This is a genomic window from Arenibacter hampyeongensis, from assembly GCF_002909255.1.
GTDB lineage: Bacteria > Bacteroidota > Bacteroidia > Flavobacteriales > Flavobacteriaceae > Arenibacter > Arenibacter hampyeongensis.
The window spans coordinates 269,238-291,441 of record NZ_PIOB01000002.1 but is presented as its reverse complement, the minus strand read 5'-3'; the positions used below and the strand labels follow the sequence as shown (position 1 = coordinate 291,441).

At 38.2% G+C, this 22,204-nt stretch carries 20 protein-coding genes; 10 read left to right on the top strand and 10 right to left on the bottom strand.

What is annotated here, in order from left to right:
- Positions 1–22: 22 nt before the first annotated feature.
- Positions 23–433 carry a DUF4293 domain-containing protein gene (locus CWD91_RS06140; RefSeq protein WP_103440102.1) on the top strand — a complete coding sequence of 137 codons (411 nt, stop codon included), beginning with the start codon at positions 23–25 and terminating at the stop codon, positions 431–433.
- Between the two features lie 178 nt (positions 434–611).
- Here CWD91_RS06140 and CWD91_RS06135 read toward each other — a convergent pair whose 3' ends face one another.
- Positions 612–1,109, bottom strand: a complete 498-nt coding sequence (locus CWD91_RS06135; RefSeq protein ID WP_103440101.1) for a metallophosphoesterase family protein — start codon at positions 1,107–1,109, stop codon at positions 612–614.
- Positions 1,110–1,296: 187 nt separating this feature from the next.
- Here CWD91_RS06135 and truA point away from each other — a divergent pair, with 187 nt between their 5' ends.
- Together truA and CWD91_RS06125 are read left to right on the top strand one after the other, a co-directional pair.
- On the top strand, positions 1,297–2,049 hold the full coding sequence (gene truA / locus CWD91_RS06130) for a tRNA pseudouridine(38-40) synthase TruA (protein WP_103440100.1): 753 nt from the start codon (positions 1,297–1,299) through the stop codon (positions 2,047–2,049).
- Positions 2,042–3,808: an ABC transporter ATP-binding protein gene (locus CWD91_RS06125; protein ID WP_103440099.1), complete on the top strand. Its 1,767-nt coding sequence runs from the start codon at positions 2,042–2,044 to the stop codon at positions 3,806–3,808. The genes truA and CWD91_RS06125 overlap by 8 nt, the downstream gene beginning before the upstream one ends.
- A gap of 21 nt (positions 3,809–3,829) precedes the next feature.
- Here the strand turns inward: CWD91_RS06125 and CWD91_RS06120 are convergent, their stop codons facing one another.
- Together CWD91_RS06120 and folP are read right to left on the bottom strand one after the other, a co-directional pair.
- Positions 3,830–4,615 carry a diadenylate cyclase gene (locus tag CWD91_RS06120; protein ID WP_103440098.1) on the bottom strand — a complete coding sequence of 262 codons (786 nt, stop codon included), beginning with the start codon at positions 4,613–4,615 and terminating at the stop codon, positions 3,830–3,832.
- A 101-nt stretch (positions 4,616–4,716) separates the two neighbouring features.
- On the bottom strand, positions 4,717–5,565 hold the full coding sequence (gene folP, locus CWD91_RS06115) for a dihydropteroate synthase (RefSeq protein WP_103440097.1): 849 nt from the start codon (positions 5,563–5,565) through the stop codon (positions 4,717–4,719).
- Positions 5,566–5,673: 108 nt separating this feature from the next.
- Between folP and CWD91_RS06110 the strand changes: the two genes are divergently transcribed.
- The 5 genes from CWD91_RS06110 to CWD91_RS06090 all read left to right on the top strand — a co-directional run bounded on the left by CWD91_RS06110 (position 5,674) and on the right by CWD91_RS06090 (position 9,550).
- On the top strand, positions 5,674–6,222 hold the full coding sequence (locus tag CWD91_RS06110) for a DUF1599 domain-containing protein (RefSeq protein WP_103440096.1): 549 nt from the start codon (positions 5,674–5,676) through the stop codon (positions 6,220–6,222).
- A 124-nt stretch (positions 6,223–6,346) separates the two neighbouring features.
- Positions 6,347–7,444, top strand: a complete 1,098-nt coding sequence (locus CWD91_RS06105; RefSeq protein ID WP_103440095.1) for a BT_3928 family protein — start codon at positions 6,347–6,349, stop codon at positions 7,442–7,444.
- Between the two features lie 79 nt (positions 7,445–7,523).
- Positions 7,524–8,276: a triose-phosphate isomerase gene (gene tpiA, locus CWD91_RS06100; protein ID WP_103440094.1), complete on the top strand. Its 753-nt coding sequence runs from the start codon at positions 7,524–7,526 to the stop codon at positions 8,274–8,276.
- A 140-nt stretch (positions 8,277–8,416) separates the two neighbouring features.
- Entirely contained in the window at positions 8,417–9,253 is an 837-nt protein-coding gene (gene prmA, locus CWD91_RS06095) for a 50S ribosomal protein L11 methyltransferase (protein WP_103440093.1), read from the top strand.
- 21 nt (positions 9,254–9,274) lie between these two features.
- On the top strand, positions 9,275–9,550 hold the full coding sequence (locus CWD91_RS06090) for an ATP-dependent Clp protease adaptor ClpS (protein ID WP_103440092.1): 276 nt from the start codon (positions 9,275–9,277) through the stop codon (positions 9,548–9,550).
- 174 nt (positions 9,551–9,724) lie between these two features.
- On the opposite strand, the gene CWD91_RS06085 is transcribed toward CWD91_RS06090, so the two are convergent.
- The 7 genes from CWD91_RS06085 to CWD91_RS06055 form a co-directional block, all read right to left on the bottom strand.
- A complete protein-coding gene (locus tag CWD91_RS06085; protein WP_103440091.1) occupies positions 9,725–10,138 on the bottom strand; it encodes a DUF6691 family protein in 414 nt (137 codons plus the stop codon).
- Between the two features lie 135 nt (positions 10,139–10,273).
- The gene (locus CWD91_RS06080; RefSeq protein ID WP_103440090.1) at positions 10,274–10,837 is read right to left on the bottom strand and encodes a YeeE/YedE family protein; all 564 of its coding nucleotides are present in this window, start codon (positions 10,835–10,837) and stop codon (positions 10,274–10,276) included.
- Positions 10,838–10,929: 92 nt separating this feature from the next.
- Positions 10,930–12,987, bottom strand: coding sequence for an FN3 associated domain-containing protein (locus CWD91_RS06075; protein ID WP_103440089.1), 2,058 nt, complete (start codon positions 12,985–12,987; stop codon positions 10,930–10,932).
- Between the two features lie 167 nt (positions 12,988–13,154).
- Positions 13,155–14,648 carry a DUF1501 domain-containing protein gene (locus tag CWD91_RS06070; protein WP_103440088.1) on the bottom strand — a complete coding sequence of 498 codons (1,494 nt, stop codon included), beginning with the start codon at positions 14,646–14,648 and terminating at the stop codon, positions 13,155–13,157.
- A gap of 2 nt (positions 14,649–14,650) precedes the next feature.
- Positions 14,651–17,023 carry a PSD1 and planctomycete cytochrome C domain-containing protein gene (locus CWD91_RS06065; protein ID WP_103440087.1) on the bottom strand — a complete coding sequence of 791 codons (2,373 nt, stop codon included), beginning with the start codon at positions 17,021–17,023 and terminating at the stop codon, positions 14,651–14,653.
- A gap of 130 nt (positions 17,024–17,153) precedes the next feature.
- Complete coding sequence (locus CWD91_RS06060; RefSeq protein ID WP_103440086.1) at positions 17,154–17,870, bottom strand: LytR/AlgR family response regulator transcription factor; 717 nt, start codon at positions 17,868–17,870, stop codon at positions 17,154–17,156.
- Positions 17,870–18,952: a sensor histidine kinase gene (locus CWD91_RS06055; RefSeq protein ID WP_103440085.1), complete on the bottom strand. Its 1,083-nt coding sequence runs from the start codon at positions 18,950–18,952 to the stop codon at positions 17,870–17,872. The genes CWD91_RS06060 and CWD91_RS06055 overlap by 1 nt, the downstream gene beginning before the upstream one ends.
- A 309-nt stretch (positions 18,953–19,261) precedes the next feature.
- On the opposite strand from CWD91_RS06055, the gene CWD91_RS06050 reads away from it, so the two are divergent.
- Both CWD91_RS06050 and CWD91_RS06045 read left to right on the top strand, forming a co-directional pair.
- Positions 19,262–21,139 (top strand): sodium:solute symporter family protein, encoded by a 1,878-nt coding sequence (locus CWD91_RS06050; protein WP_103440084.1) that lies wholly within the window; start codon positions 19,262–19,264, stop codon positions 21,137–21,139.
- Between the two features lie 87 nt (positions 21,140–21,226).
- A complete protein-coding gene (locus CWD91_RS06045; RefSeq protein ID WP_103440083.1) occupies positions 21,227–22,192 on the top strand; it encodes a glycoside hydrolase family 130 protein in 966 nt (321 codons plus the stop codon).
- The last annotated feature ends 12 nt before the right edge of the window (positions 22,193–22,204 follow it).

Genomic DNA, 22,204 nt, shown 5'->3' with positions numbered 1-22,204 from the left:
CTTTTCAATTGTATTAAAAAGCATGATTCAAAGAATTCAGACACTTTATTTAATCGTAGTTATACTATTAGGGGCGGTTGTACCGTTTTTTGTAAATCTATGGTCTGATGCCGGGGGAAATGAAATATTCGCTGAAAATGAAATATTCCTTTCCATAGCTTTTTATATTGTGGCTGTCCTTGGACTATTGGCCATAGTTTTATTTAAGAATAGACAAAATCAATTTGTGGTAAACAGGTTGAATATGATATTGAATCTTTTTTTACTAGGATTTTTCGTTTACCGATCACTAAACTTATCCGGAGAAACTATTGTTTCTGAGAAGGGTATTGGGATGCTGATTCCTGTATTTTCTATCGTTTTTTTAGTCCTGGCCAACAGGGCAATAAAAAAGGATGAAGATCTTGTAAAATCTGTGGATCGTTTACGTTAAACCTAACATCTTAGTAGTATTAGTGCGTGAACCCGGGGTAGTGCCCGGGTTTTTTATTAGTGAAACTCAGTTTTAAAAAGTTGATTACAACTAATTTAAAACTGTTGGTAGAACTAATCCCGCTTTTTTAGCGGGGCATAGTGGTTTAGTATTATAGAACCATAAAGGCTACTATGAATTATCCTCTTTTTCCAAGTTCTATAATTTCCAAATCCTTAATGTTCTCTTGATCAATTACAAATCGCAGCATAGTCCGTATTTGGTGAAAACCATGTATTCCACATGCCCCTGGGTTCATATGTAGCAGGTTCAACTTTTTATCCCACATTACTTTTAGAATATGGGAGTGTCCGGAGATAAATAGTTTCGGAGGATTCCTTTTGATTTCTTCCTTGATCCGCACATTATACTTATTGGGATATCCTCCTATATGGGTTATCCAGACATCAACATCCTCACATGTGAATCGGTTGTCCAACGGGTACTCCAATTGGACCTTATATTCATCTATATTTCCATATACTCCTTTTATAGGCTTTATTTTTTGTAGCGTATCCATTACCTCCAAATTGCCAATGTCCCCTGCGTGCCAAATTTCATCTGCGACCTTGGCATATTTTAGAATTTTTTCGTCCATATGGCCATGGGTATCGGAGAGCAAGAGTATTTTTTTCATATAGTGCTGTAAAATATTAAGGCTTGTTGAACACTAGGTATAAAGATTCGGATGGTTAAACCGGTCAAGCCAAAAAAATAATTAAATGAGCGCAAAACTACAATTTCATCTTTGTAAAACGCTTCCGCATTCTGTTTTTCTCCATTAGAACAAGTATCTTTGCCAATTACAAAACTAAAGCATTCATTTGAGATATTTCGTCCAATTTTCTTATAAAGGCAAGGTGTATCACGGTTGGCAAAAACAACCTAATGCGATTACGGTGCAGGAGGTTTTGGAAAATGCGATGAGCTTGATCCTGCAGGAACCGGTAGCCTTGACAGGGGCGGGGCGGACCGACACAGGGGTACATGCCAAGGTAATGTACGCGCATTTTGATTCCGATAAACTTATTATTGGTAAAGATTTGGTTTACCGATTAAACGCCTTCCTTCCCGATGATATTGCCATAATGGAAATTCTTGGAGTTCCCGCAGATGCACACGCCCGCTTTGATGCATTGGAACGTATATACGAATATTGGATAGTACAGGATAAGAATCCATTTTTGGCGGATGCGGCCTATTATGTGAAATATCCGTTAAATATAGAGCAGATGAACAAAGCGGCTGCTATTTTAGTGGAACATAAGGATTTTAAATGTTTTTCAAAGTCCAATACCGATGTAAAAACCTATTTCTGCGATGTTAGAAAGGCCCTATGGGTTAAGGAAGGCGATAAGTTGGTTTTTACCATTAGCGCAGATAGATTTTTGCGAAATATGGTACGTGCTATCGTAGGGACTCTAGTAGATGTTGGATTGGGTAAATCTTCCCTAGAGGACATAGAGTCTATTTTGGCCAGTAAGGATAGGGGCAATGCAGGGGTGTCGGTGCCTGCAAAAGGATTATATTTGACATCAATAAAATATCCAAAAAATATTATGGATCACAATGGATAAGGATACAGGAAAGGCATTTGATTACAGATTGTTTAAGCGACTGCTTAGACATGTTAGACCATATAAATTAACCTTTTATGGCGTTGCCATAGCGGCAATACTACTATCAGGTTTTGCTGTGCTCACCCCTATACTGGTGGGAGAGATAGTGGATAACGCCATCACCAATAAGGATAGTCAAAGATTATTGACATTGACCTTGGCCATGGTAGGTGTTTTACTAGGGGAAGTTTTAAGCCAGCTGTATTTTAATTATTACGCCAACTGGTTGGGAGAATCGGTTATAAAGGATATTCGGATAAAGTTATTCAATCATCTTATGGGGTTTAAGATGAAATATTATGACAATTCTTCCATTGGATTATTGGTTACTCGTGCTGTGACCGATATGCAAAGGATTGGTGAGATTTTTAGTGAGGGATTCTTTGTAATCGTATCAGACCTTCTTAAAATGTTGGTCGTAGCCATAGTAATGCTGGTGGCAAATTGGAAACTCTCCTTGATCGTATTTGCCGTTTTACCCATTATATTATACGCCACAAGGCTTTTTCAAAAGGCCATGAAGGTAGCTTTTATAGAGGTTAGGGCACAGGTTTCCAACTTAAATTCATTTGTACAGGAACGTATAACCGGCATGAAGATAGTGCAGTTATTTACAAGGGAGGAAATAGAGAAGGAAAAGTTTAGGGAAATCAATGAGAAACACCAAAATGCTTGGTTAAAAACGGTGTGGTACAACTCCATTTTTTTTCCGGTCGCCGAAATTGTTTCATCCATTACTGTGGGTTTGATCGTGTGGTACGGGGGGTTGCAGAATGTCGCAAATATTAGCCAAGAGGAATACGGTACCATTTTTATGTTTATTTTATTGTCCAGCATGTTGTTCCGCCCCTTACGGCAAATAGCGGATAAGTTTAATACCCTGCAAATGGGAATGGTAGCTGCGAATAGGGTGTTTAAAATTTTGGACACGGACAGTAATATTCAGGATATAGGGACAATTGATAAGGAAAGTGTAATTGGGGATATAGAATTTAACAATGTACGCTTCGGTTATTTGGAAAATGAAGAAGTACTGCACGGAATTTCGTTTAAGGTTAAGGCGGGAGAGACTATTGCCATAGTAGGGGCAACAGGTGCGGGTAAATCTACCATAATTAACTTGCTGAATCGTTTCTATGAAATTAATTCCGGTGCCATATTGATCGATGGGATCAATATTAAGGACTACAAACTAAACTCTTTAAGATCTAAAATAGCAGTGGTATTGCAGGATGTATTTCTCTTTGCCGATACAATTGCAAATAATATTTCCCTAAAGAATAATGATATTACCATAGAGCTTATGGAACAGGCTGCCAAGCAGATAGGGGTCCACGAGTTTATTTCCAGTCTTCCTGGGGGTTATACCTATAATATAAAGGAAAGGGGTACCATGCTTTCCAGTGGTCAGCGACAGTTGATAGCCTTTTTAAGGGCCTATGTCAGTAATCCCAGTATTCTGGTTTTGGACGAGGCTACTTCATCTGTAGATACCTATTCAGAACAGTTGATACAAAGGGCTACGGAAAAAATCACCGAGGGCCGGACTTCAATTATTATCGCCCACCGTTTGGCAACGATTAAAAAGGCCGATAAAATTTTGGTGATGCAGGACGGATTGATCGTGGAGACCGGAACCCATAAAGAGCTATTGAGACAAAAAGGGTACTACCAAAATCTTTATGAAGCGCAATTTTTGGCAGAAGAGGTGGCCTAAGGGTTAACTTATTGTTTTGGACTAAAGCAGATCCGATTTTATTAAACTGGCCAATTCTGCCAAATCCTTAAACAGAACAAATTCTCCATTTTTAATATAGGATATAAGACCGGTTTCCTCGCTAACAATAAGAGCCAGGGAATCGGTTTTTTCAGTAATGCCAACGGCTGCCCTATGTCTCAGACCAAAGCGTAATGGAATGGAGCGTTCGTTGGAGACGGGAAGAATTACCCGTGTAGCCACAATAAAATTATCTTCAATGACTACCGCGCCATCGTGTAATGGACTATTCTTATAAAAAATACTTTCCAGAATAGGCTGGGTAATTTCTATATACATCTTATCGCCACTGGACTTAACAAAGTCCAACGAATTATTTCGGGCAATAACAATAAGGGCGCCCGTTTTGGTGTTTCCCATTCTTTCGCAGGCCGCCAAAATAGCATCTACATTTGTCCCAATGGTTAGTCCGTCTTCCTTTAGAAACTTAAAGTGTTTTAAAAAGTTGCGTTTGGAAGCGAAATTGGTAGAACCCACCATTAAAAGAAATTTTCTAATTTCCTGTTGGAAAACAATGATAAGGGCAATTAGGCCCACTTGCATAAAGCCACCCACCATACTACTGATCATTTTCATTTCCAGGACTTCGGTCAATTTCCAAAAAGCCCAAACAATAACAATACCAATAAAAATATTTATGGCTACGGTTCCCCGAACCAATTGGTATACGTAATACATAAGTACAGCCACCAAAAAGATGTCTATTATATCCGTAACACTAAAATCTAAGAAGTTTAAAAAATCCAATCCTGTGGTTTTTGTAAAAATAGGAAATAAGCCATAACCGTATATTAAATTCCAAAAAATGTTTTGGTCCTTTTTTGAACAATTTTCCTATAGACATTAATTTAAATGGGTTCTTGTGATTTATCGAAACCCTTGATGGCTTTAAATAATTGAATGCACTCCATGGCCTCTTTAACATCATGTACCCTCAATATTTGTGAGCCCTTGGTCAGCGCATACATATGTAGTGCCGTACTGCCATTTAATGCCTCGGCCGGAGAGCTATCAAGTAGTCCATAGATCATGGATTTTCTGCTTATTCCCGTTAATACCGGTAGTTCCAGGTGGTGCAGTAAATTGAATTTTTTTAAAATCTCATAGTTTTGCTCTAAAGTCTTTGCAAAACCAAAGCCGGGATCAATAATTATATCGTTAATTCCCATGCTCCTTGCCAAGGCCACTTTTTCCGAAAAATAATAAAGTATTTCTCCCAATAAGTTTTCATAATTTGTCTTGCCCTGCATACTGTTGGGAGTACCCCGCATATGCATCATAATGTATGGCACGCGGTGTTTGCCTACTATTGCCAACATTTCAGGGTCTAAATTACCAGCCGATATATCATTGATCATGGCAGCTCCTAGATTTAGGCATTCATCGGCAACGCTGCTTCTAAAGGTGTCAATGGATAATAGGATATCCGGGAAAGTATTGACCAATAGTTTTATAATTGGAATAATACGTGCCAGCTCCTCTTTTTCATCCACGTGGGCTGCACCGGGCCGGGAACTATACGCCCCCACATCTATGAAGGTTGCCCCATTGGTCAACATGTTTTTAACTTGGGAAATTATATCGGATTCGTTTTTGTATTTGCCACCATCATAGAATGAATCTGGAGTTATATTGAGTATACCCATTACTCTTGGTATACTTAAATCCAATAAATTTCCTTTGCAGTTAAGGGTCATGTTTTTTATAAGATAAAAGGCGGTAAAACTTTTGGTAGTTAAGTTTAAACCTCGATTTTTGATTAGTTTAAAATTTTAAGCGAAATTTACACAAATTAGAAAGATTAAATGCATAATACTTCCGAGCAATACAATGCCGTTATTAATATATGTAGGGACCTTTTCCTGAAAAAAATGCAAGATTACGGCAGTGCATGGCGAATTTTAAGGCTTCCATCACTTACCGATCAGATATATATCAAGGCACAGCGTATTAGAAGTTTGCAGGAAAACGAAGTGCGCAAGGTAGATGAGGGTGAGATTTCTGAATTTATCGGAATTATTAATTACTCCGTAATGGCCTTAATTCAAATTGAAAAAGGAATTGTTGATCAACCAGATCTGTCCCCTTCCGAAGCTGTTGCACTGTTTGATAAGCATATTTCCGTCACCAAAACCTTAATGGAAAATAAGAACCACGACTATGGGGAAGCGTGGAGGGAGATGAGGGTAAGTTCCCTTACGGATTTGATCTTGCAAAAGTTGTTGCGCGTTAAGCAGATAGAGGATAATAAAGGTAAAACATTGGTAAGTGAAGGGATAGACGCCAACTATCAGGATATGATCAACTATGCCGTATTTGCAATGATACATTTGGGAAAAGAAACCAAATCCTAAAACGCCATCTATAAATATTGGATATTGAACAATGTATTATTGTGATATTAAGTTAATTGGGAAAACGATAAAATTTCAAATCGGTATTGGATTTGGATTCATAAAAAGAGAATTGAATTAGAATATGAAATATATAGTGGCATTGTGCCGAATTATTGTCGGCGTTTTATTTATTATCAGTGGATTTATTAAATTGAACGACCCTGTTGGGTTTTCTTTTAAATTGGAGGAATATTTTAGTCCGGGAGTACTGGATTTGGAATTTCTAATGCCCTATGCCCTAGGGATTTCAATTTTTGTTGTAATTCTGGAGGTATTGCTGGGTGTAATGCTGTTAATAGGCTTTCGAATTAAAATTACACTATGGAGTCTACTTTTGATGATTGTATTCTTCACCTTTCTCACCTTTTACTCAGCTTATTTTAATAAAGTTACCGATTGTGGCTGTTTTGGCGATGCCATAAAATTAACGCCTTGGGAATCCTTTACCAAGGATGTTATTCTATTGGTACTTATTATTATACTTTTTTTAGGGGTTAAACATATTAAATCGCCATTAGGGGATAGGAGTCAAAGAATTCTTGTAGGGCTCAGTTTGTTGGTTAGTGCTATCTTTGCCTATTATGTGCTTCACCATCTGCCGGCATTGGATTTTAGACCCTATAAAATTGGGGCCAACATAGAAGAAGGCATGAATGTTCCGGAGAATGCACCTGTTGCCATTTTTGATTACACTTGGAAATTTAATGTGGATGGAGAAGAAAAAGTGGTGGTGACCAACGGGGATTATCCCTCGGTGGACGGAGAATTTATTGGTGTGGAAACCAAAGAAATTCAAAAAGGATATGAACCCCCGATCCATGATTTTACTATTGAGCGGGAAGGAGAAGATTTTTCGGCCGCCCTGTTACAGGAACCCAAATTGGTAATGGTAATCGCTTATGATCTGGCAAAGAGCCGCTATAGTGTTTTTAATGATATAAAAAGGGTTACGGATAAGGCCATAAAGAACGGGTATAAGGTGATTGGAATGTCCGCTTCCGGTCCGGATTATACCCAAAAGATGAAAAAGGAATATCAATTGGATTTCGATTTTTATTTCACGGATGAAACCACATTAAAAACAATTGTACGGTCCAATCCTGGTGCCCTTGTTTTGGAGCAGGGAACTATTATCCAAAAAGTACATTACAACGACCTGGATGATTTAGAGTTCAAATAGTTAGTGTACACATTAGTCTAAAACTGAAAGTCAAAATACCATTATTTACAAAAAGAGAACAATATAAATTAGAATCAAAATGAGAAGTAAAATAGTTGCAGGGAATTGGAAAATGAACAAGAATTTAGCGGAAACCGAAGTGTTATTGGCAGAACTTTCAGCTAAACTTCCAGATACTAAGGCAGAAGTAATGGTGGCCCCAACTTTTGTAAATTTGGCCGCAGCGGTAGATAAATTAAAATCGTCTACGATAGAGGTTATTGCACAGAACATGCATTTTGCTGAGAATGGGGCGTATACGGGGGAAATATCTGCCAATATGCTTTTGGGCATCGGTATAGATACCGTGATTATTGGACATTCCGAAAGAAGGGCATATTTTGGCGAGACCGATGAGATTTTATCAAAGAAGGTAGTGGCCGCCCTGGCTAATAACATGAGGGTAATGTTTTGCTTTGGAGAGGAATTGGTAGACCGTAAGTCTGACAATCACTTTAAAGTGGTTGAAAGTCAGTTAAAAAATGCCTTATTTTCTTTGGACGCCTCAAGCTGGAGCAAAATTATCTTGGCATATGAGCCAGTTTGGGCAATTGGAACGGGAGAAACAGCATCGCCCGAACAGGCACAGGAAATGCATGCGTTTATTCGTAATACTATTACAAACGCTTACGACGCCGGCATAGCCAATAATGTTTCCATACTTTACGGAGGTAGCGTAAAACCTAACAATGCCGTTGAGATTTTTTCCAAACCAGATGTAGACGGAGGTTTAATTGGTGGAGCTGCTTTGGTAGCGGATGATTTTATTGCGATAATTGAAGCAATAGCTTAAAGAAAAATACATAATTCAATACCTGTTGAAAATCATCCTTTTCAGTGGTTTGGATACTATAGAATATTTGCAAGGGCCCGTTGTATCATCAACGGGTTCCTTTTCTCCAATAGGGTGGTCAATTAGCTAATTTTAATAAAATGTCGAATTCTATTTATATCGAATATAATTTTAAGGTAGATCCCGTTCAACCTGCCTCTGATATCCTGATAGCCGAATTGGGTGAGGTCCAATTTGAAAGTTTTGTAGAAACTGAGGTTGGGGTTCAAGCCTATATTAAAAAGGAAGATTGGAATCCCAATATTTTGGATGACTTGCAGATTCTGGAAAATCCATTGTTTAGTATTGATTATGATTTTTCGGAAATAGAGCAGGAGAATTGGAACGCTACTTGGGAAAGTAATTTCAACCCAATTCAAGTTGGCGAACAGTGCATTGTAAGAGCACCATTTCATGATAAGCCCAAAGTGGAATATGATATTATTATAGAACCAAAAATGAGTTTTGGCACAGGGCACCACGAAACTACCCATATGATGTTAGAGCATATTTTGAATCATGACTTTAATGGTAAATATGTTCTGGACATGGGGAGTGGAACCGGAGTTCTGGCTATTTTGGCAGCAATGAAAGGGGCCAAAGATATAGATGCCATAGATATAGATAACTGGTGCTACCTTAATGCCCAAGAAAATGTTGAGCGAAACAATTGTGGCCATATCAATGTTTTTGAAGGTACTGCGGATTTATTGGTAGACCAAAAATATGATATTATTATAGCCAATATAAATAGAAACATATTATTGGAAGATATTCCTGCCTACGTAAATTGCCTTAACAAGGGGGGAATTATGTTCTTGAGTGGCTTTTATGTGCAGGATATACCCCAGATTACGGAACGATGTTCGGAAGTAGGGTTAAAATTTGAAAAAAATCTGGAAAAGAATAATTGGGTTGCAGTAAAATATGTATTTTAGAAGGTATTAAAATTGAATTCTATGAGTACCAAAGAAAAAGTCTCGGAAGAATTGCTTTTGGAAGAGGAGACTCTAAAACAAAATGAGATTGTTTTGTTCAATGATGAGGTTAATACTTTTGATCATGTCATTGAAACATTAATAATGGCCTGCGACCATACTCCGGAGCAGGCGGAGCAATGCTCGTTAATTGTCCATTACAATGGAAAATGTACTGTTAAGACAGGGGAGTATAACGATTTGGAACCTAGATGTAGTAAGCTTCTGAATGCAGGATTAAGTGCTGAAATCGTTTAAACCGGCAATAGCTGCCAAAAGCCTATTCTTTATTATTTAAATATGTCAACTGCCTTGTTAAGGTAAGGGATAGATATGGCCATACCTGCTTTGCACGATTAATCTTGCCATTACTTGGGAAATTCCCTAAAGGTGAAATTCAACCAGGATACGGTTTATATGGAATATTTTGACTTAATGTGGTAGTTTGTTCTGCAGTAGGCCGTAGATAAAAGTTCCCAATAAGGCGGCTGCAATTACAATAAACATACTAAAAACACCAGTACCTACTAAAATATACATAGGTCCTGGGCAAGCACCTGCCAAGGCCCATCCAAATCCAAAGATGGTACCCCCAAGAATATATCTTGTCACACCTTTGTCTTTTGGCGCCAAATCTATGTCTTTGCCTTCAATACTTTTTACCTTGTATTTTTTGAAGATCCAAATAAATAGCACGCCTAAAAAAACTGCAGAGCCAATAATTCCATACATATGAAAGGATTGGAACTTGAACATTTCATAGATGCGATACCATGATACTGCTTCCGATTTTACCAGAACAATACCAAAGAAGATACCTACCAACAAGAATTTTAAGAATTTCATTTTATTTATGTTATGTACTTTTTGCCGAGAATAATTTCTACAGCCTGAAACTTAATTATTAACTGATGCTCTTTTGATCACATCTAAATTTAGAATTGGCCCATCACAATAAAGGTCTAAATCTTGAATTCCGTTTTATGCACCAAAAATAAGGGGTAAAATAAAGAAGGTCATGATTAGTCCCCCTATAAAAAATCCTATTACCGCTATTAGTGAGGGCAATTGTAGATTGCTTAAGCCTGTAATGGCATGGCCCGAAGTACATCCTCCGGCATACCTTGTACCAAAGCCTACCAAAAATCCGGCAATGACTAAGATTGATATCCCTTTTACGCTCATCACATTTTCCCAACTATAAATTTCGGGAGGTAAGAGCGACTCGCCAACACCATTAAAACCTAAATTGTTCAACTCTGAAATGGTCTCGCTACTCAAGGCAATTGTTGAACCATCAGATAAAAATTGTGTAGCTATAAACCCACCAATAATTGCACCTAGCACAACGGTCAAATTCCAGCGCTGAGCCTTCCAGTCGAACCTGAAATAGTCTGAATATTTACCGGCACCGCCAATAGAGCATAGAGTCTGTAAGTTGGATGACATTCCGAATGTTTTTCCAAAATACACCAACATTAGCATCGTAAAGGCAATCAATGGCCCGGAAACATACCATGGCCATGGTTGAAGTATATATTCCATATTACATATTTAATCTGCAAAGATAATGCTATCTGAAAATCTATATGTAATAATTGTTACACAAGACTTTTTATGTGCAATATGGATTAACCTTAGTTAAGTACTATCTCATCTACAAATAACCAACTTTTGCCTCCTGGGTTGGGATGCCAGGAAGGATTCGTAAGTTGACTCATTACTTCTACTTTTACGAAATTGGATTTCGTTGGTGGTATATTAAGGTCGAAAAATTTAAATTTGGTATCTGAATTAGGGCGTTCAGCTTTTATTTTTTCGGTATGAACAAGTTTAAAATTGCTTCCATCCTGTGATACCCATACCTTGAATCCCGTAGGAAAGAAAATCCATTTCTCAGGTGAAGAAAATGCTCCTACGGACACCGTAGAAATCAATTCTTCTTTTTTGAGTTTTAAGATGGCGGCAAAACTGCTGCCTTCATAACCGATCCAATTCCCATCAACAAAATTAATAGTTCCCCTTTTTAGATCGATCAAGGTATTTCCTCCATTTCCCTTGTATTTGTCGTTTGGTTTATTGTTCAGGGTTATGGAACTGGGAAGAATGTTCGATTTTTTAAAACTTACTGTTTTTACATTACTTAATTCCCAACCCGGTTTATGGCTTACCGCCTTAATTTCGGTAGAGTTGTTGAGTAAAATGGGTTTGTTGTATTTAGTGGAGGTGGTGTCGGGTTCAGTACCATCCAAGGTGTAATAGATGTCCACTCCCTTAAAAAAATAATCCAATGTAATTTCTATGGAATCCGTAAAAAAGTCTGTATCGGCAATTATGGACGGCGGATCCAGGCTGGACGGAGTAAAGAGGTCTTCATCCAAACTTACGACCGTGACTTGGGGATAATTACTGCTATAAACATCTAAAGCTTCCTTGCTGATTTTGGAATTCCATGGATATAAAGTTTTTAAACCGGAAAGAGAGGTTAATTTTTCCAGACCCTTATCGGAAATTTCGGTACCGTATATATTCAGGGACTCCAAGTGTTTTAGATCACTCAAAGTTTCCATGGACTTATCCGTAATTACAGTATTTTGTAATTGTAGTTTTGTAAGATTTTTAAAGGAAGTTAAATACGAAGAAATCGTGTCACTAAAATTGGAGTTGGCCAAATTGAGTTCAACAATATTTTCGGCATGCTTTTTTAGGGCCTTGAGATTACTTTTTCCTAAATCTTTGATTCCGGACAAATTTACTATCAATAGCGGATTTTTTGCTGATAATTTTGTAACCACTGGGCCATTTAGGTTTATGGAGGCCAGCCATTCTTCAGGTACCATTTCCACTTCTTTTGCAATAAGGGCCCTTGTGGATGTATCCTCTTCCAATGAGCTTAAAATAGCACTGATTTTTTCTGTTTTGTCCAATGTTCCAGCAACGCAATCAAAGCAATTTTCATGACCGATCCACCATTCCAATAATTCTATTTCATGGTTAGTGAGTTGTACCTTACCCTTTGGCGGCATATGTACCTCGTCTTCCATTGGTAGTTTAATATGATGTATCAAAGCTGGAAGTTCTCCCTCTTCGGCCAAAAAAATACTTCCGGAGTCTCCGCCATTAAGGAGTTGATTTTTGTTGGTCATTATTAAACCTCCCTTAATTTTATTGGGGTTGTGGCAACTTACACACTTATCATCCAGAATGGGCTTTACAATATCGTTGAAAACAAGCGCCTTGTCAACATCGGTAATTACTGGTTTTTTGGTTTGATCAGTATTGAAAAGATAGTCTTCGCCATGGGTCATACTGCCCCCAAAATGACCGGTTAAACTCAAGAGTCCCATTACTGCGATAAAAAGAGGCAAATAAACGGTTTTGGACCAGGATCTAGGATATTTTTTAATGAGAAACAGTAATGTAGCACCTATAGCCAAGCCTACCGCCATCCAGCGATGTCTAAACAATAAGGTCTCATCATAACCCCCATCTTCTCCCAATAACCAACCACTGCCAACAGATAAAACTGTTGTTAGGGCTGCTATGGCAAGGGTAAATGTGATTAACTTGTATTCGGTGCCAGAAGCTTTCTTTCTATGGTAAAGTTCCATCAAAAAGGCCAATACAAGTATGCCAATGGGCAAATGTACCAATAGGGGGTGTAGGCGCCCAATGTCTATAATCTGTAGCATCATTTTATTCTATCAATATTTCATCTAAAAACATCCATGATATGGTGTCCTTAATCTGGTGTTTTTTCTATATAATTTTTAATTTCCGGATATAGCCAATCTGCTTCTAAACCATATAAGCCAATAACATGAAAATCCTTAACCCAACTGTTGTATGGTTAAATTTTTATTTAAGTCAAAATATCCTTTATAATATGTCCCTCAACATCTGTTAATCTAAACCTTCTTCCCTGATACTTATAGATTAACTTTTCATGGTCTATGCCCAGTAAATGAAGCATTGTAGCCTGGAAATCATGGACATGGACAGGATCTTTAACAATATTATATCCAAAATCATCCGTTTCCCCATAAACCATGCCCGGCTTAATGCCACCGCCTGCCATCCAAATAGTGAAAGACCTTGGATGATGGTCCCTTCCGTAACTGGTTTCGGTTAAAAGGCCTTGGGAATAATTGGTCCTTCCAAATTCTCCTCCCCAAATCACTAGGGTGTCTTCCAATAAGCCTCTTTGTTTAAGATCTGCCACTAGGGCTGCAGAGGCTTGGTCTACGTCTTTGGCTTGTTTTGCAATGGCTCCTGGAAGATTATCGTGTTGATCCCACCCCATATGATATAATTGGATAAAACGTACGTCCTGTTCTGCCAATCTTCTTGCCAAAAGGCAATTTGCTGCATAAGTGCCCGGAATTTTGGCTTCGGGACCGTACATTTCATAGATATAGTCGGGTTCCTTGGTTGTGTCCATTACATTGGGGACAGAGGTTTGCATCCTATATGCCATTTCATACTGTGCAATCCTGCTTTTAATTTCTGGATCACCGGATTCTTGGTAATGCTTATCGTTCAAGGCAGCCAAATTATCCAGCATTTCCCGTTTAACCTCCTTGGTAATGCCCTTGGGGTCATTTAAATACAATACAGGATCTTTGGCGGCCCTAAATTGCACTCCTTGGTGTAGGGAATGTAAAAATCCATTGCCCCATAATCTGGTGTATAATGGTTGTCCATTGGGTCTGCCGGTTCCGCGTGACAATAGCACGGTAAATGCAGGAAGGTTTTCGTTTTCGCTGCCCAAACCATAACTTAACCAAGATCCTATGCTGGGTCTTCCAGGTTGCTGGGAACCTGTTTGGAAAAATGTAACGGCTGGGTCATGGTTGATGGCTTCTGTATACATGGATTTTATGATGCACAGTTCATCCACCATTTTGGCCGTGTAAGGAAGTAGTTCACTTATATATGTGCCGTTCTTGCCGTGTTGATTAAACTTGAATTGGGAACCGACCAAAGGGAATTTGTCCTGTCCTGCGGTCATGCCTGTAAGCCGTTGGCCGTTCCTAATGGATTCCGGAAGATCCTCACCACGTCTTTGGTTCAATAAAGGCTTGTAGTCAAAAAGTTCAAGTTGCGATGGACCTCCACTTTGAAACAGATATATAACCCTTTTAATTTTAGCGGGATGATGAAGTGAATTTAAAATTCCCTTTACCCCATTTAGACTATCATCCTTGGTTAAAATACCATTTTTATCTTTTCTAAAAAGGTTGGCGCCCAATAAGGATGCCAAAGCAACACCACCTACGCCAAGAGCAGTTTTGCCTAAAAATGACCGTCGATTTAATATAAGCGACCTTTCCTCTATTATTTTTTTCTCACTCATATTTAGCCTCTTGTTATAGTTTCGTCCAAGTTTAAAATGGTGTGTGCGGTTAAAGCCAAAGCTGCCAATTGGGATTCTGAAATGTTTTTATCCCTTTCAGTGGCTCCAATGGACAAGTATTCCTGGGCCTCTATTCCTTCTCCCTCAACTTTTTGGAGCATACTGGTGTAATAATCGCTCAACATGGTCAATTCCTCCTGATCTGGGTCTCTGGAGGTTGCTTGCTTAAAAATGTACCTAATCTGATCATGGGTTTCTTTATTGCGATCAATGGCATTTCTTGCAATTATTCTCGAAGCCTCAATAATTTGGGGGTCGTTAAGTAGTACCAAGGCCTGTAAAGGAGTATTGGTCTCCTGACGCTTTACGGAACAAAGGTCTCTGGATGCGGCATCAAAAGTCATCATGCTGGGAGGAGGAACCGTTCTCTTCCAAAAGGTGTACAAACTTTTTCTATAAAGATCTTTCCCGGTACTGGTAATGTATGTGGCCGTACTACCACCACCACCACCTGTGGTAGCTTCCCAAATGCCATCTGGCTGATAGGGTTTAACACTTGGTCCTCCTACTTCCTTGTTGAGCAATCCACTTATTTTAAGTGCCTGGTCCCTTATTAATTCTGCCGTGAGCCTTAATCTTGGGGCACGTGCCAAAAGGCGGTTTTCAGGATCTAATTCTTGTAATTCCTTGGAAACTTTGGTGCTTTGTTGATAGGTTGCAGAAAGTGCTATATACTTTAAAATCTTTCTTGTATCCCAGCCTTCATCCCTAAATTTTATGGCTAGAAAATCCAACAATTCAGGATGTGTTGGAAGTGATCCCTGATTACCGAAATCGAAGGAAGAAGCCACCAAGCCACTGCCGAACATACGTTGCCAGAACCTGTTTACAGTAACCCTGGCGGTCAAGGGATTGTCCTCATGGAACAACCATTTGGCCAGTCCCAATCTATTTTTGGGATAGTCTTCCGGGAAAGGGAGTATGGACTCCGGCGTGTTGGGATACACCTGTGTTGTGGGTTGATCATAGACGCCCCTGTTGAGTATATACGAAGGCCTTATTTCCTGCATCTCGTTCATTACCATGACAGGAACTTCCTTCATGCTTGTTTTTTGAAGTTGTACAAAACTCAATACGCCATTTTTTTCCTTTTCCGTTATGGTCATATAGGGTTTTGGAATTTTCCCGGCACCCCCAGGTGTCAATCCCAGTTCATCTATATTGTTGAAGAAACTAAACAATTCAAAGTGGTTTTTCTGACTTATGGGATCATATTTATGGTCATGGCAACGGGCACATTCAAAAGTAAGACCAAGAAAAGCCGTACCAAAGGTTACTGCCCGGTCCTCTACATACTCAATTCGATATTCCTCCGGAATAACCCCTCCTTCAAAGGTGATCTTGTGGTTTCTATTGAACCCGGTCGCCAGAATATGTTCTGCATTTGCATTGGGCATTAAATCTCCAGCCAATTGATAGGTGATAAATTGATCATAGGGCAAGTTTTTCTTAAAGGCGTGAATAACCCAATCCCGCCAAGGCCACATGATACGTTCAAAATCATCTTGGTATCCGTGGGTGTCCGCATAGCGGGCAATATCCATCCATTCTGAGGACATATGCTCTGCGTAGTCTACGGTATTTAAAAGGGAGTCTATTATTATTTCGTAGGCTGAAGGTGAATCATTTTTTACGAAAGCTTCAATCTGTTCCACGCTAGGAGGTAATCCTGTAAGGTCATAAGATACACGACGCAATAACTTTTCTTTTGAGGCCTTTTCATTGGGTTCCAATCCATTTTGTTCCAGTTTGGATAATACAAATTGGTCAATTTCATTTTGAACCCAAGTTGTGTTATTCGTTTTAGGCACTTTGGGTGTTTCAGGAGCAATAAATGCCCAATGGGTTTTAAATTCAGCGCCTTGGTCTATCCATTTTTTTAGAATCTCCTTTTCATATTCACTAAGCTCCAGGTTGGATTCGGGTGGTGGCATCATTAAAGATTCGTCCTTGGTGTATATGCGATTAACCAATTCACTTTTTTTTACATCACCAGGTACAATGGCGTAGTGGTCTTTATTTTTCCCCAATGCGGTATAAGCATCTTCGGCGGTGTTCAGAGAAAGTCCGCCCTCAATAGCATTTTTATCCGGTCCATGGCATTTGAAGCATCGGTCAGATAATATTGGTTTTACGTCAAAAGTAAAGTCGATTTTGTCGGGAACCTTCCCTTTAAATTCATTGCTGGTTAATGTTTCCGAGGTTTGTACTCCGGTATTACAACCTAAGGTGATTATGGAGAGAATTAATACCAAAAGTACACAAGACCCTGTTTGGTAATGTGGATAGCAATAATTTAGTGGTTTGATAGACATTTGGCTTACAATAAATTAACACCTTCTAAATTAGTGTCTTTACATTTATTTAACCTTAAATTTCGACAAATGACTAATTATGGAAGCTAAATGCTGTCAGATAAATGGAATTAAGCGTAATTATCACATTTTATTCAAGATTCTCATCAAGAATTTTACTCTTAACCTCGTTTAGATAACTGCGACCAATGGTGTATCTAATACCTTGCACTTCCAAACTGTTACCTTCAATAGCTTCTATTTTATCAATTGCTATGGTATAAGACCTATGAATTCTAATGAATTTATCCGATGGTAGTTCTTCAGTAAAACTGCTCAATGTTCTATGAATAACATATTTGTTGGCTTTAGTCTTTATTCGGATGTAGTCCTTTAAGCTTTCTATAACGATTATGTCATCCAAGTAAATTTTTTGTAATTTTTTCTTATCAACCTTTACAAAAATACTTTGATTTTCATTGGTGTTCTGTGTTTCTTTTTTAGAAAATCCTTCCTTTAAATTTATTATTCTGTGGACTGTTTTTAAAAATCTGTGAAAAGGTATTGGTTTTACCAAATAATCTATGGCTTCCAATTCAAAACTTTTCAGTGCATAATCCTCATGGGCCGTCGTCATTACCACCATGGCCTTTGAATTAATACTGCCGAGGAGGTCCAGACCATTCATGATGGGCATATTGATATCCAAAAATATAATGTCTACCTCATTTCTCTGTAAAAAAGTGGAAGCATCAATGGCGTTGGTAAAGGTTTGTACCAGTACCAATTCTTTAATCTGCTCTACGTAGTTTTTTAATATATTTATTGCCAGTGGTTCATCGTCAATTATTATTACCTTAAAACTCATTACACCTTTAATTTAAGAATAACATTAAACATTTTATCTTTTTCAAATATAGAAAGATTATAATCTTCCGGTTCATATCCCAATTCCAAGCGTTTTTTTACATTGGAAAGTCCAATTCCATAATCCGTTTTATTTAATTTATTTCGCGGTGTATTTGGTGGTAGGTTATTGCTCACCTCAAAATTCAACATATCATCAATTACCTCCAAGTGTATTTTAATGTACATTTTGCCAATATTTTTACCGGCACCATGTTTAAAGCAATTTTCAATAAAAGGCATTAAAAGCATAGGGGCAATTTTTTTTTCTTCAATATCCCCTGAAATATTCACATCAATTTTTAAGGAATTGTCGAATCGAATACGTTCCAAATCGATATAATTTTGAATGCATTCAATTTCTTTTGTCAATTCTTGATAGGGTTTGTCCGTTGCATATAGCAAGTAACGCATTAATTCGGATAATCTAAGTACAATTTCCGGAGCACGGTCCGATTTTTCTAAAGTTAGGGAATATATATTATTTAGTGTGTTAAAGAAGAAATGTGGACTTACTTGGGATCTAAGGAATTTCAATTCCGTTGTCAATTGCCTTTTTTCCAGTTCATGCAATTTACTGTTTTCATTTAGCCAATCCACCGTAATTTTTATAGCTGTTACAAAAGACATTACATAAAGTTCTCCCAACATAGTTACTATGGCATAATTTAAAGTGAGGCTTTCAACGTCCCCAGCCTCAGGCATTACATTATTGCTGACCAAATAATAGGTAAGGTTGAATTTTACAATAAGTCCAACAAATAATGTAGCAAGCAATAAAACGGTGTAAGAAAAATATCGTTTGGTGTAAACAAATTTTGGCATTAAGAAATAAATATTGAAGTATGCCAGGGCCATGTGTATGGGGAATCCCAATAGATTGGTTTTTATGGAATAGGCAAAATCCTGATGTAAATTTCCCCAACGGAAAATATTAAATAGGATATAGACTACCCAAAAAATGATATGGTGCTTGTAGTTGATATTGAAATCGCCAGAGCCATTTCTACCAAGTAATTTATGATTCAACTTATTAATTTGCATAGGTATTGATTACTAACTTTAATTCTAATATTAGGCGTTTGGCTTTACGGGTAGGTTGTTGGTCTAAATTTATTCTCCTTCCTCGAAAAAAATTAAATATTTAATTCTGATAAGTAGTTACCGCCAATATTTTTATATAATTTTTGAAAAGTGGCTGCACGGCCATGAAAATTCGGGGAATTTATAAAAAAAATAAGAGCAGTTGACTTTAATGGCAAAAAAAACATAAGGCTATGGCCTATTTTTGACCCTTATGGACAAGAAACCCTAATCGGCGGACTATTTTCTACAACGCTAAAATAAATTTTAATGAATGTAATTGATATTGCAATAATTGTTGCCTATATAGTGTTGACGCTTTTCGTAGGTATTTGGGTTTCAAAAAAGGCATCCAAAGGGCTCAAATCATATTTTTTAGGGGGGAACAATATAAAATGGTACTATCTGGGACTCAGTAATGGCTCGGGCATGTTTGATGTATCCGGTACCGCCTGGATGGTGGGAATCCTGTTTTTGTACGGGGTAAAAAGCTTCATGTTCATGTGGTTATGGCCTATTTGGAACCAGATTTTCGTGATGATGTTTTTGGCCGTCTGGATTCGGAGGTCAAATATTATGACCGGTTCGGAATGGATTCTAACCCGCTTTGGGGATGATAGGGCCGGGAGGGCTTCCCATAGTATAGTTGCTGTATTTGCCATTGTAGCTGCCGTGGGATTTATTGCTTATTTCTTTGAAGGTGTAGGCAAATTTTTGACCATTATCCTTCCTTGGGATTTGGCCATGCATTTGGGAGAAATGGTTTTACTTACCTCTGAGCAGTCATATGCAATGATCATCATATTTTTGACCACCATTTATACGGTAAAAGGGGGGATGTTCTCGGTGGTGGCCACTGAAGTTTTACAGTATATTATCATGGTAATTGCAGGAGTTCTAGTGGCGGGTTATGCCTTTTTTGCTTTTACCGATGTAGAAATCAATGCTGTTATTAGTACGGAATGGAAAAATGTATTTTTTGGTTGGGAATTGGGCACCCATTGGGATGCCGAATTTGAGGCGTTTAATAATTTGATCGATTCCGAGGGATATAAAATGTTCGGAGCTCTAATAGGAATGACACTTTTTAAAGGTTTCTTTGCCAGTATAGCGGGACCGACACCCAGTTACGACCTTCAAAGAATCTTGTCTACCCGAACAGTGAAGGATGCCGCCTATATGAGTGGTTTTACAAATTTGGTACTGTTTATCCCTAGGTATTTGTTAATAACCGGGATTGTTGTTATAGCCTTGGTGGTACTAACTCCGGAAATGATTGCCAATCCAGGACTTACAGGAGCCGAGTTGGAGGTTTTGCTTCCCAAAGTAATCAACTTTCATGTGCCGGTAGGGATAAAAGGCTTGCTATTGGCCGGTTTGCTCGCTGCTTTTATGTCCACTTTCTCAGCTTTTGTAAATGCCGGTCCAGCTTATTTGGTCAACGATATTTATAAAAAATATTTTAAGCCGGAAGCATCACATAAGCATTATATAAAAGTGAGTCACATAGCTTCATTTTTGGTAGTAATTTTAGGTGTTTTTATGGGATTTTTTGCAGATTCCATCAATTCGCTGACCCTGTGGATAACAAGTGCGCTTTTTGGGGGATATGTTGCCGCTAATTTTTTAAAATGGATTTGGTGGCGATTTAACGGCTGGGGCTATTTTTGGGGTATGTTGTCCGGTTTGATTATAGCTTCATTACAATTTGTACTGGATAATAACAAGGGTAATTTTACGGAGGGTAGCCTGTTGTACGAACTGTCCCATGTTCATGCCATTTACCTGTTTCCTATTATTTTTGGGGTCTCTATGTTGGGTTCGTTTTTGGGAACCTATTTTAGCCCCGCGACCGATATGGAGGTATTAAAATCGTTCTATAAAAATGTGAAACCTTGGGGTTGGTGGAATCCGATTTATAAAGAGTTGAAGGCGGAAGATCCCACCTTTGAAAAAAACAAGGAATTTTGGTGGGATATGATGAACTGCGCCGTTGGCATAATTTGGCAGTCAAGTATGATCGTACTGCCCATTTACTTTATGATCAGGGATTACCCTAAGGCTGTCATTGCATTGGTGGTATTTGTTGTCACTTCGGCAATTTTAAAGTTTACCTGGTTGGATAAAGTACGAAAAATACCAAATTAGAAAAATTGACTAGTTCCTAGAACTAAGTAATAGATAGATTACATTAGAGTGAAATAAGATTAGTTATAATATTTAAATCAATATAAAGTGAGTAACATTCCATGGCAAGAAAGGCCTTCCAATAGTGCAGATGTAGTTTGGAGATATTCAGAGAACCCTGTGGTAAAGAGGGATGCAATACCTTCTTCCAACAGTATTTTTAATAGTGCCGTAGTACCATTTCAAGACGGGTTTGCCGGGGTATTTCGCTGTGATAATAAGGCGGTTCAAATGAATATTTTTGCCGGTTTTAGCAATAATGGTATAGATTGGGATATTAATCATGACCCCATTCAATTCCAGGCCGGTAATACCGATATGATCGAATCCGACTATAAATATGACCCTAGGGTTGTCTTTATAGAGGATAGATACTGGATTACCTGGTGTAATGGGTATAATGGTCCAACTATTGGAATAGGATATACCTTTGATTTCAAGGAATTTTTTCAATGTGAAAATGCTTTTTTACCTTTTAATAGAAATGGGGTGTTGTTTCCTGAAAAAATTGATGGGAAATATGCTATGCTAAGCAGGCCAAGTGACAACGGGCATACACCTTTTGGTGATATCTACATTAGCTTTAGTCCGGATATGAAGTTCTGGGGAGAACATAGATGTGTTATGAAGGTCACACCATTTGTGGATAGTGCGTGGCAGTGTACCAAAATTGGAGCAGGACCCATTCCTATACTTACAGATGAGGGGTGGTTAACATTTTACCATGGGGTCATAAATACCTGTAACGGGTTTAGATATTCCATGGGAGCGGCTATTTTGGATAAAGAAAGGCCGGATCAAGTATTATATAGGACGAAACCTTATTTATTGTCCCCACAGACCAATTATGAATGTGTGGGCGATGTACCAAATGTAGTATTTCCATGCGCTGCGCTACATTCTGTTGAGGAAGACAAGGTTGCCATTTATTATGGGGCGGCCGATACGGTTACCGGTTTGGCATTTGGACGTATATCCGAAATTGTAAAATTTACCAAGGAGAATAGTTTATAGTTCCAGATTTTC

Excerpts from the sequence above, each read along its gene's own strand:
- CWD91_RS06070 (WP_103440088.1), bottom strand. The coding sequence starts at position 14,648 with ATGAGTGAGAAAAAAATAATAGAGGAAAGGTCGCTTATATTAAATCGA.
- CWD91_RS06055 (WP_103440085.1), bottom strand. The coding sequence starts at position 18,952 with ATGCAAATTAATAAGTTGAATCATAAATTACTTGGTAGAAATGGCTCT.
- CWD91_RS06110 (WP_103440096.1), top strand. The coding sequence starts at position 5,674 with ATGCATAATACTTCCGAGCAATACAATGCCGTTATTAATATATGTAGG.
- CWD91_RS06050 (WP_103440084.1), top strand. The coding sequence starts at position 19,262 with ATGAATGTAATTGATATTGCAATAATTGTTGCCTATATAGTGTTGACG.
- CWD91_RS06085 (WP_103440091.1), bottom strand. The coding sequence starts at position 10,138 with ATGAAATTCTTAAAATTCTTGTTGGTAGGTATCTTCTTTGGTATTGTT.
- CWD91_RS06060 (WP_103440086.1), bottom strand. The coding sequence starts at position 17,870 with ATGAGTTTTAAGGTAATAATAATTGACGATGAACCACTGGCAATAAAT.
- folP (WP_103440097.1), bottom strand. The coding sequence starts at position 5,565 with ATGACCCTTAACTGCAAAGGAAATTTATTGGATTTAAGTATACCAAGA.
- CWD91_RS06135 (WP_103440101.1), bottom strand. The coding sequence starts at position 1,109 with ATGAAAAAAATACTCTTGCTCTCCGATACCCATGGCCATATGGACGAA.
- CWD91_RS06080 (WP_103440090.1), bottom strand. The coding sequence starts at position 10,837 with ATGGAATATATACTTCAACCATGGCCATGGTATGTTTCCGGGCCATTG.
- tpiA (WP_103440094.1), top strand. The coding sequence starts at position 7,524 with ATGAGAAGTAAAATAGTTGCAGGGAATTGGAAAATGAACAAGAATTTA.
- CWD91_RS06075 (WP_103440089.1), bottom strand. The coding sequence starts at position 12,987 with ATGATGCTACAGATTATAGACATTGGGCGCCTACACCCCCTATTGGTA.
- prmA (WP_103440093.1), top strand. The coding sequence starts at position 8,417 with ATGTCGAATTCTATTTATATCGAATATAATTTTAAGGTAGATCCCGTT.
- CWD91_RS06105 (WP_103440095.1), top strand. The coding sequence starts at position 6,347 with ATGAAATATATAGTGGCATTGTGCCGAATTATTGTCGGCGTTTTATTT.
- CWD91_RS06065 (WP_103440087.1), bottom strand. The coding sequence starts at position 17,023 with ATGTCTATCAAACCACTAAATTATTGCTATCCACATTACCAAACAGGG.
- CWD91_RS06140 (WP_103440102.1), top strand. The coding sequence starts at position 23 with ATGATTCAAAGAATTCAGACACTTTATTTAATCGTAGTTATACTATTA.
- CWD91_RS06125 (WP_103440099.1), top strand. The coding sequence starts at position 2,042 with ATGGATAAGGATACAGGAAAGGCATTTGATTACAGATTGTTTAAGCGA.
- CWD91_RS06090 (WP_103440092.1), top strand. The coding sequence starts at position 9,275 with ATGAGTACCAAAGAAAAAGTCTCGGAAGAATTGCTTTTGGAAGAGGAG.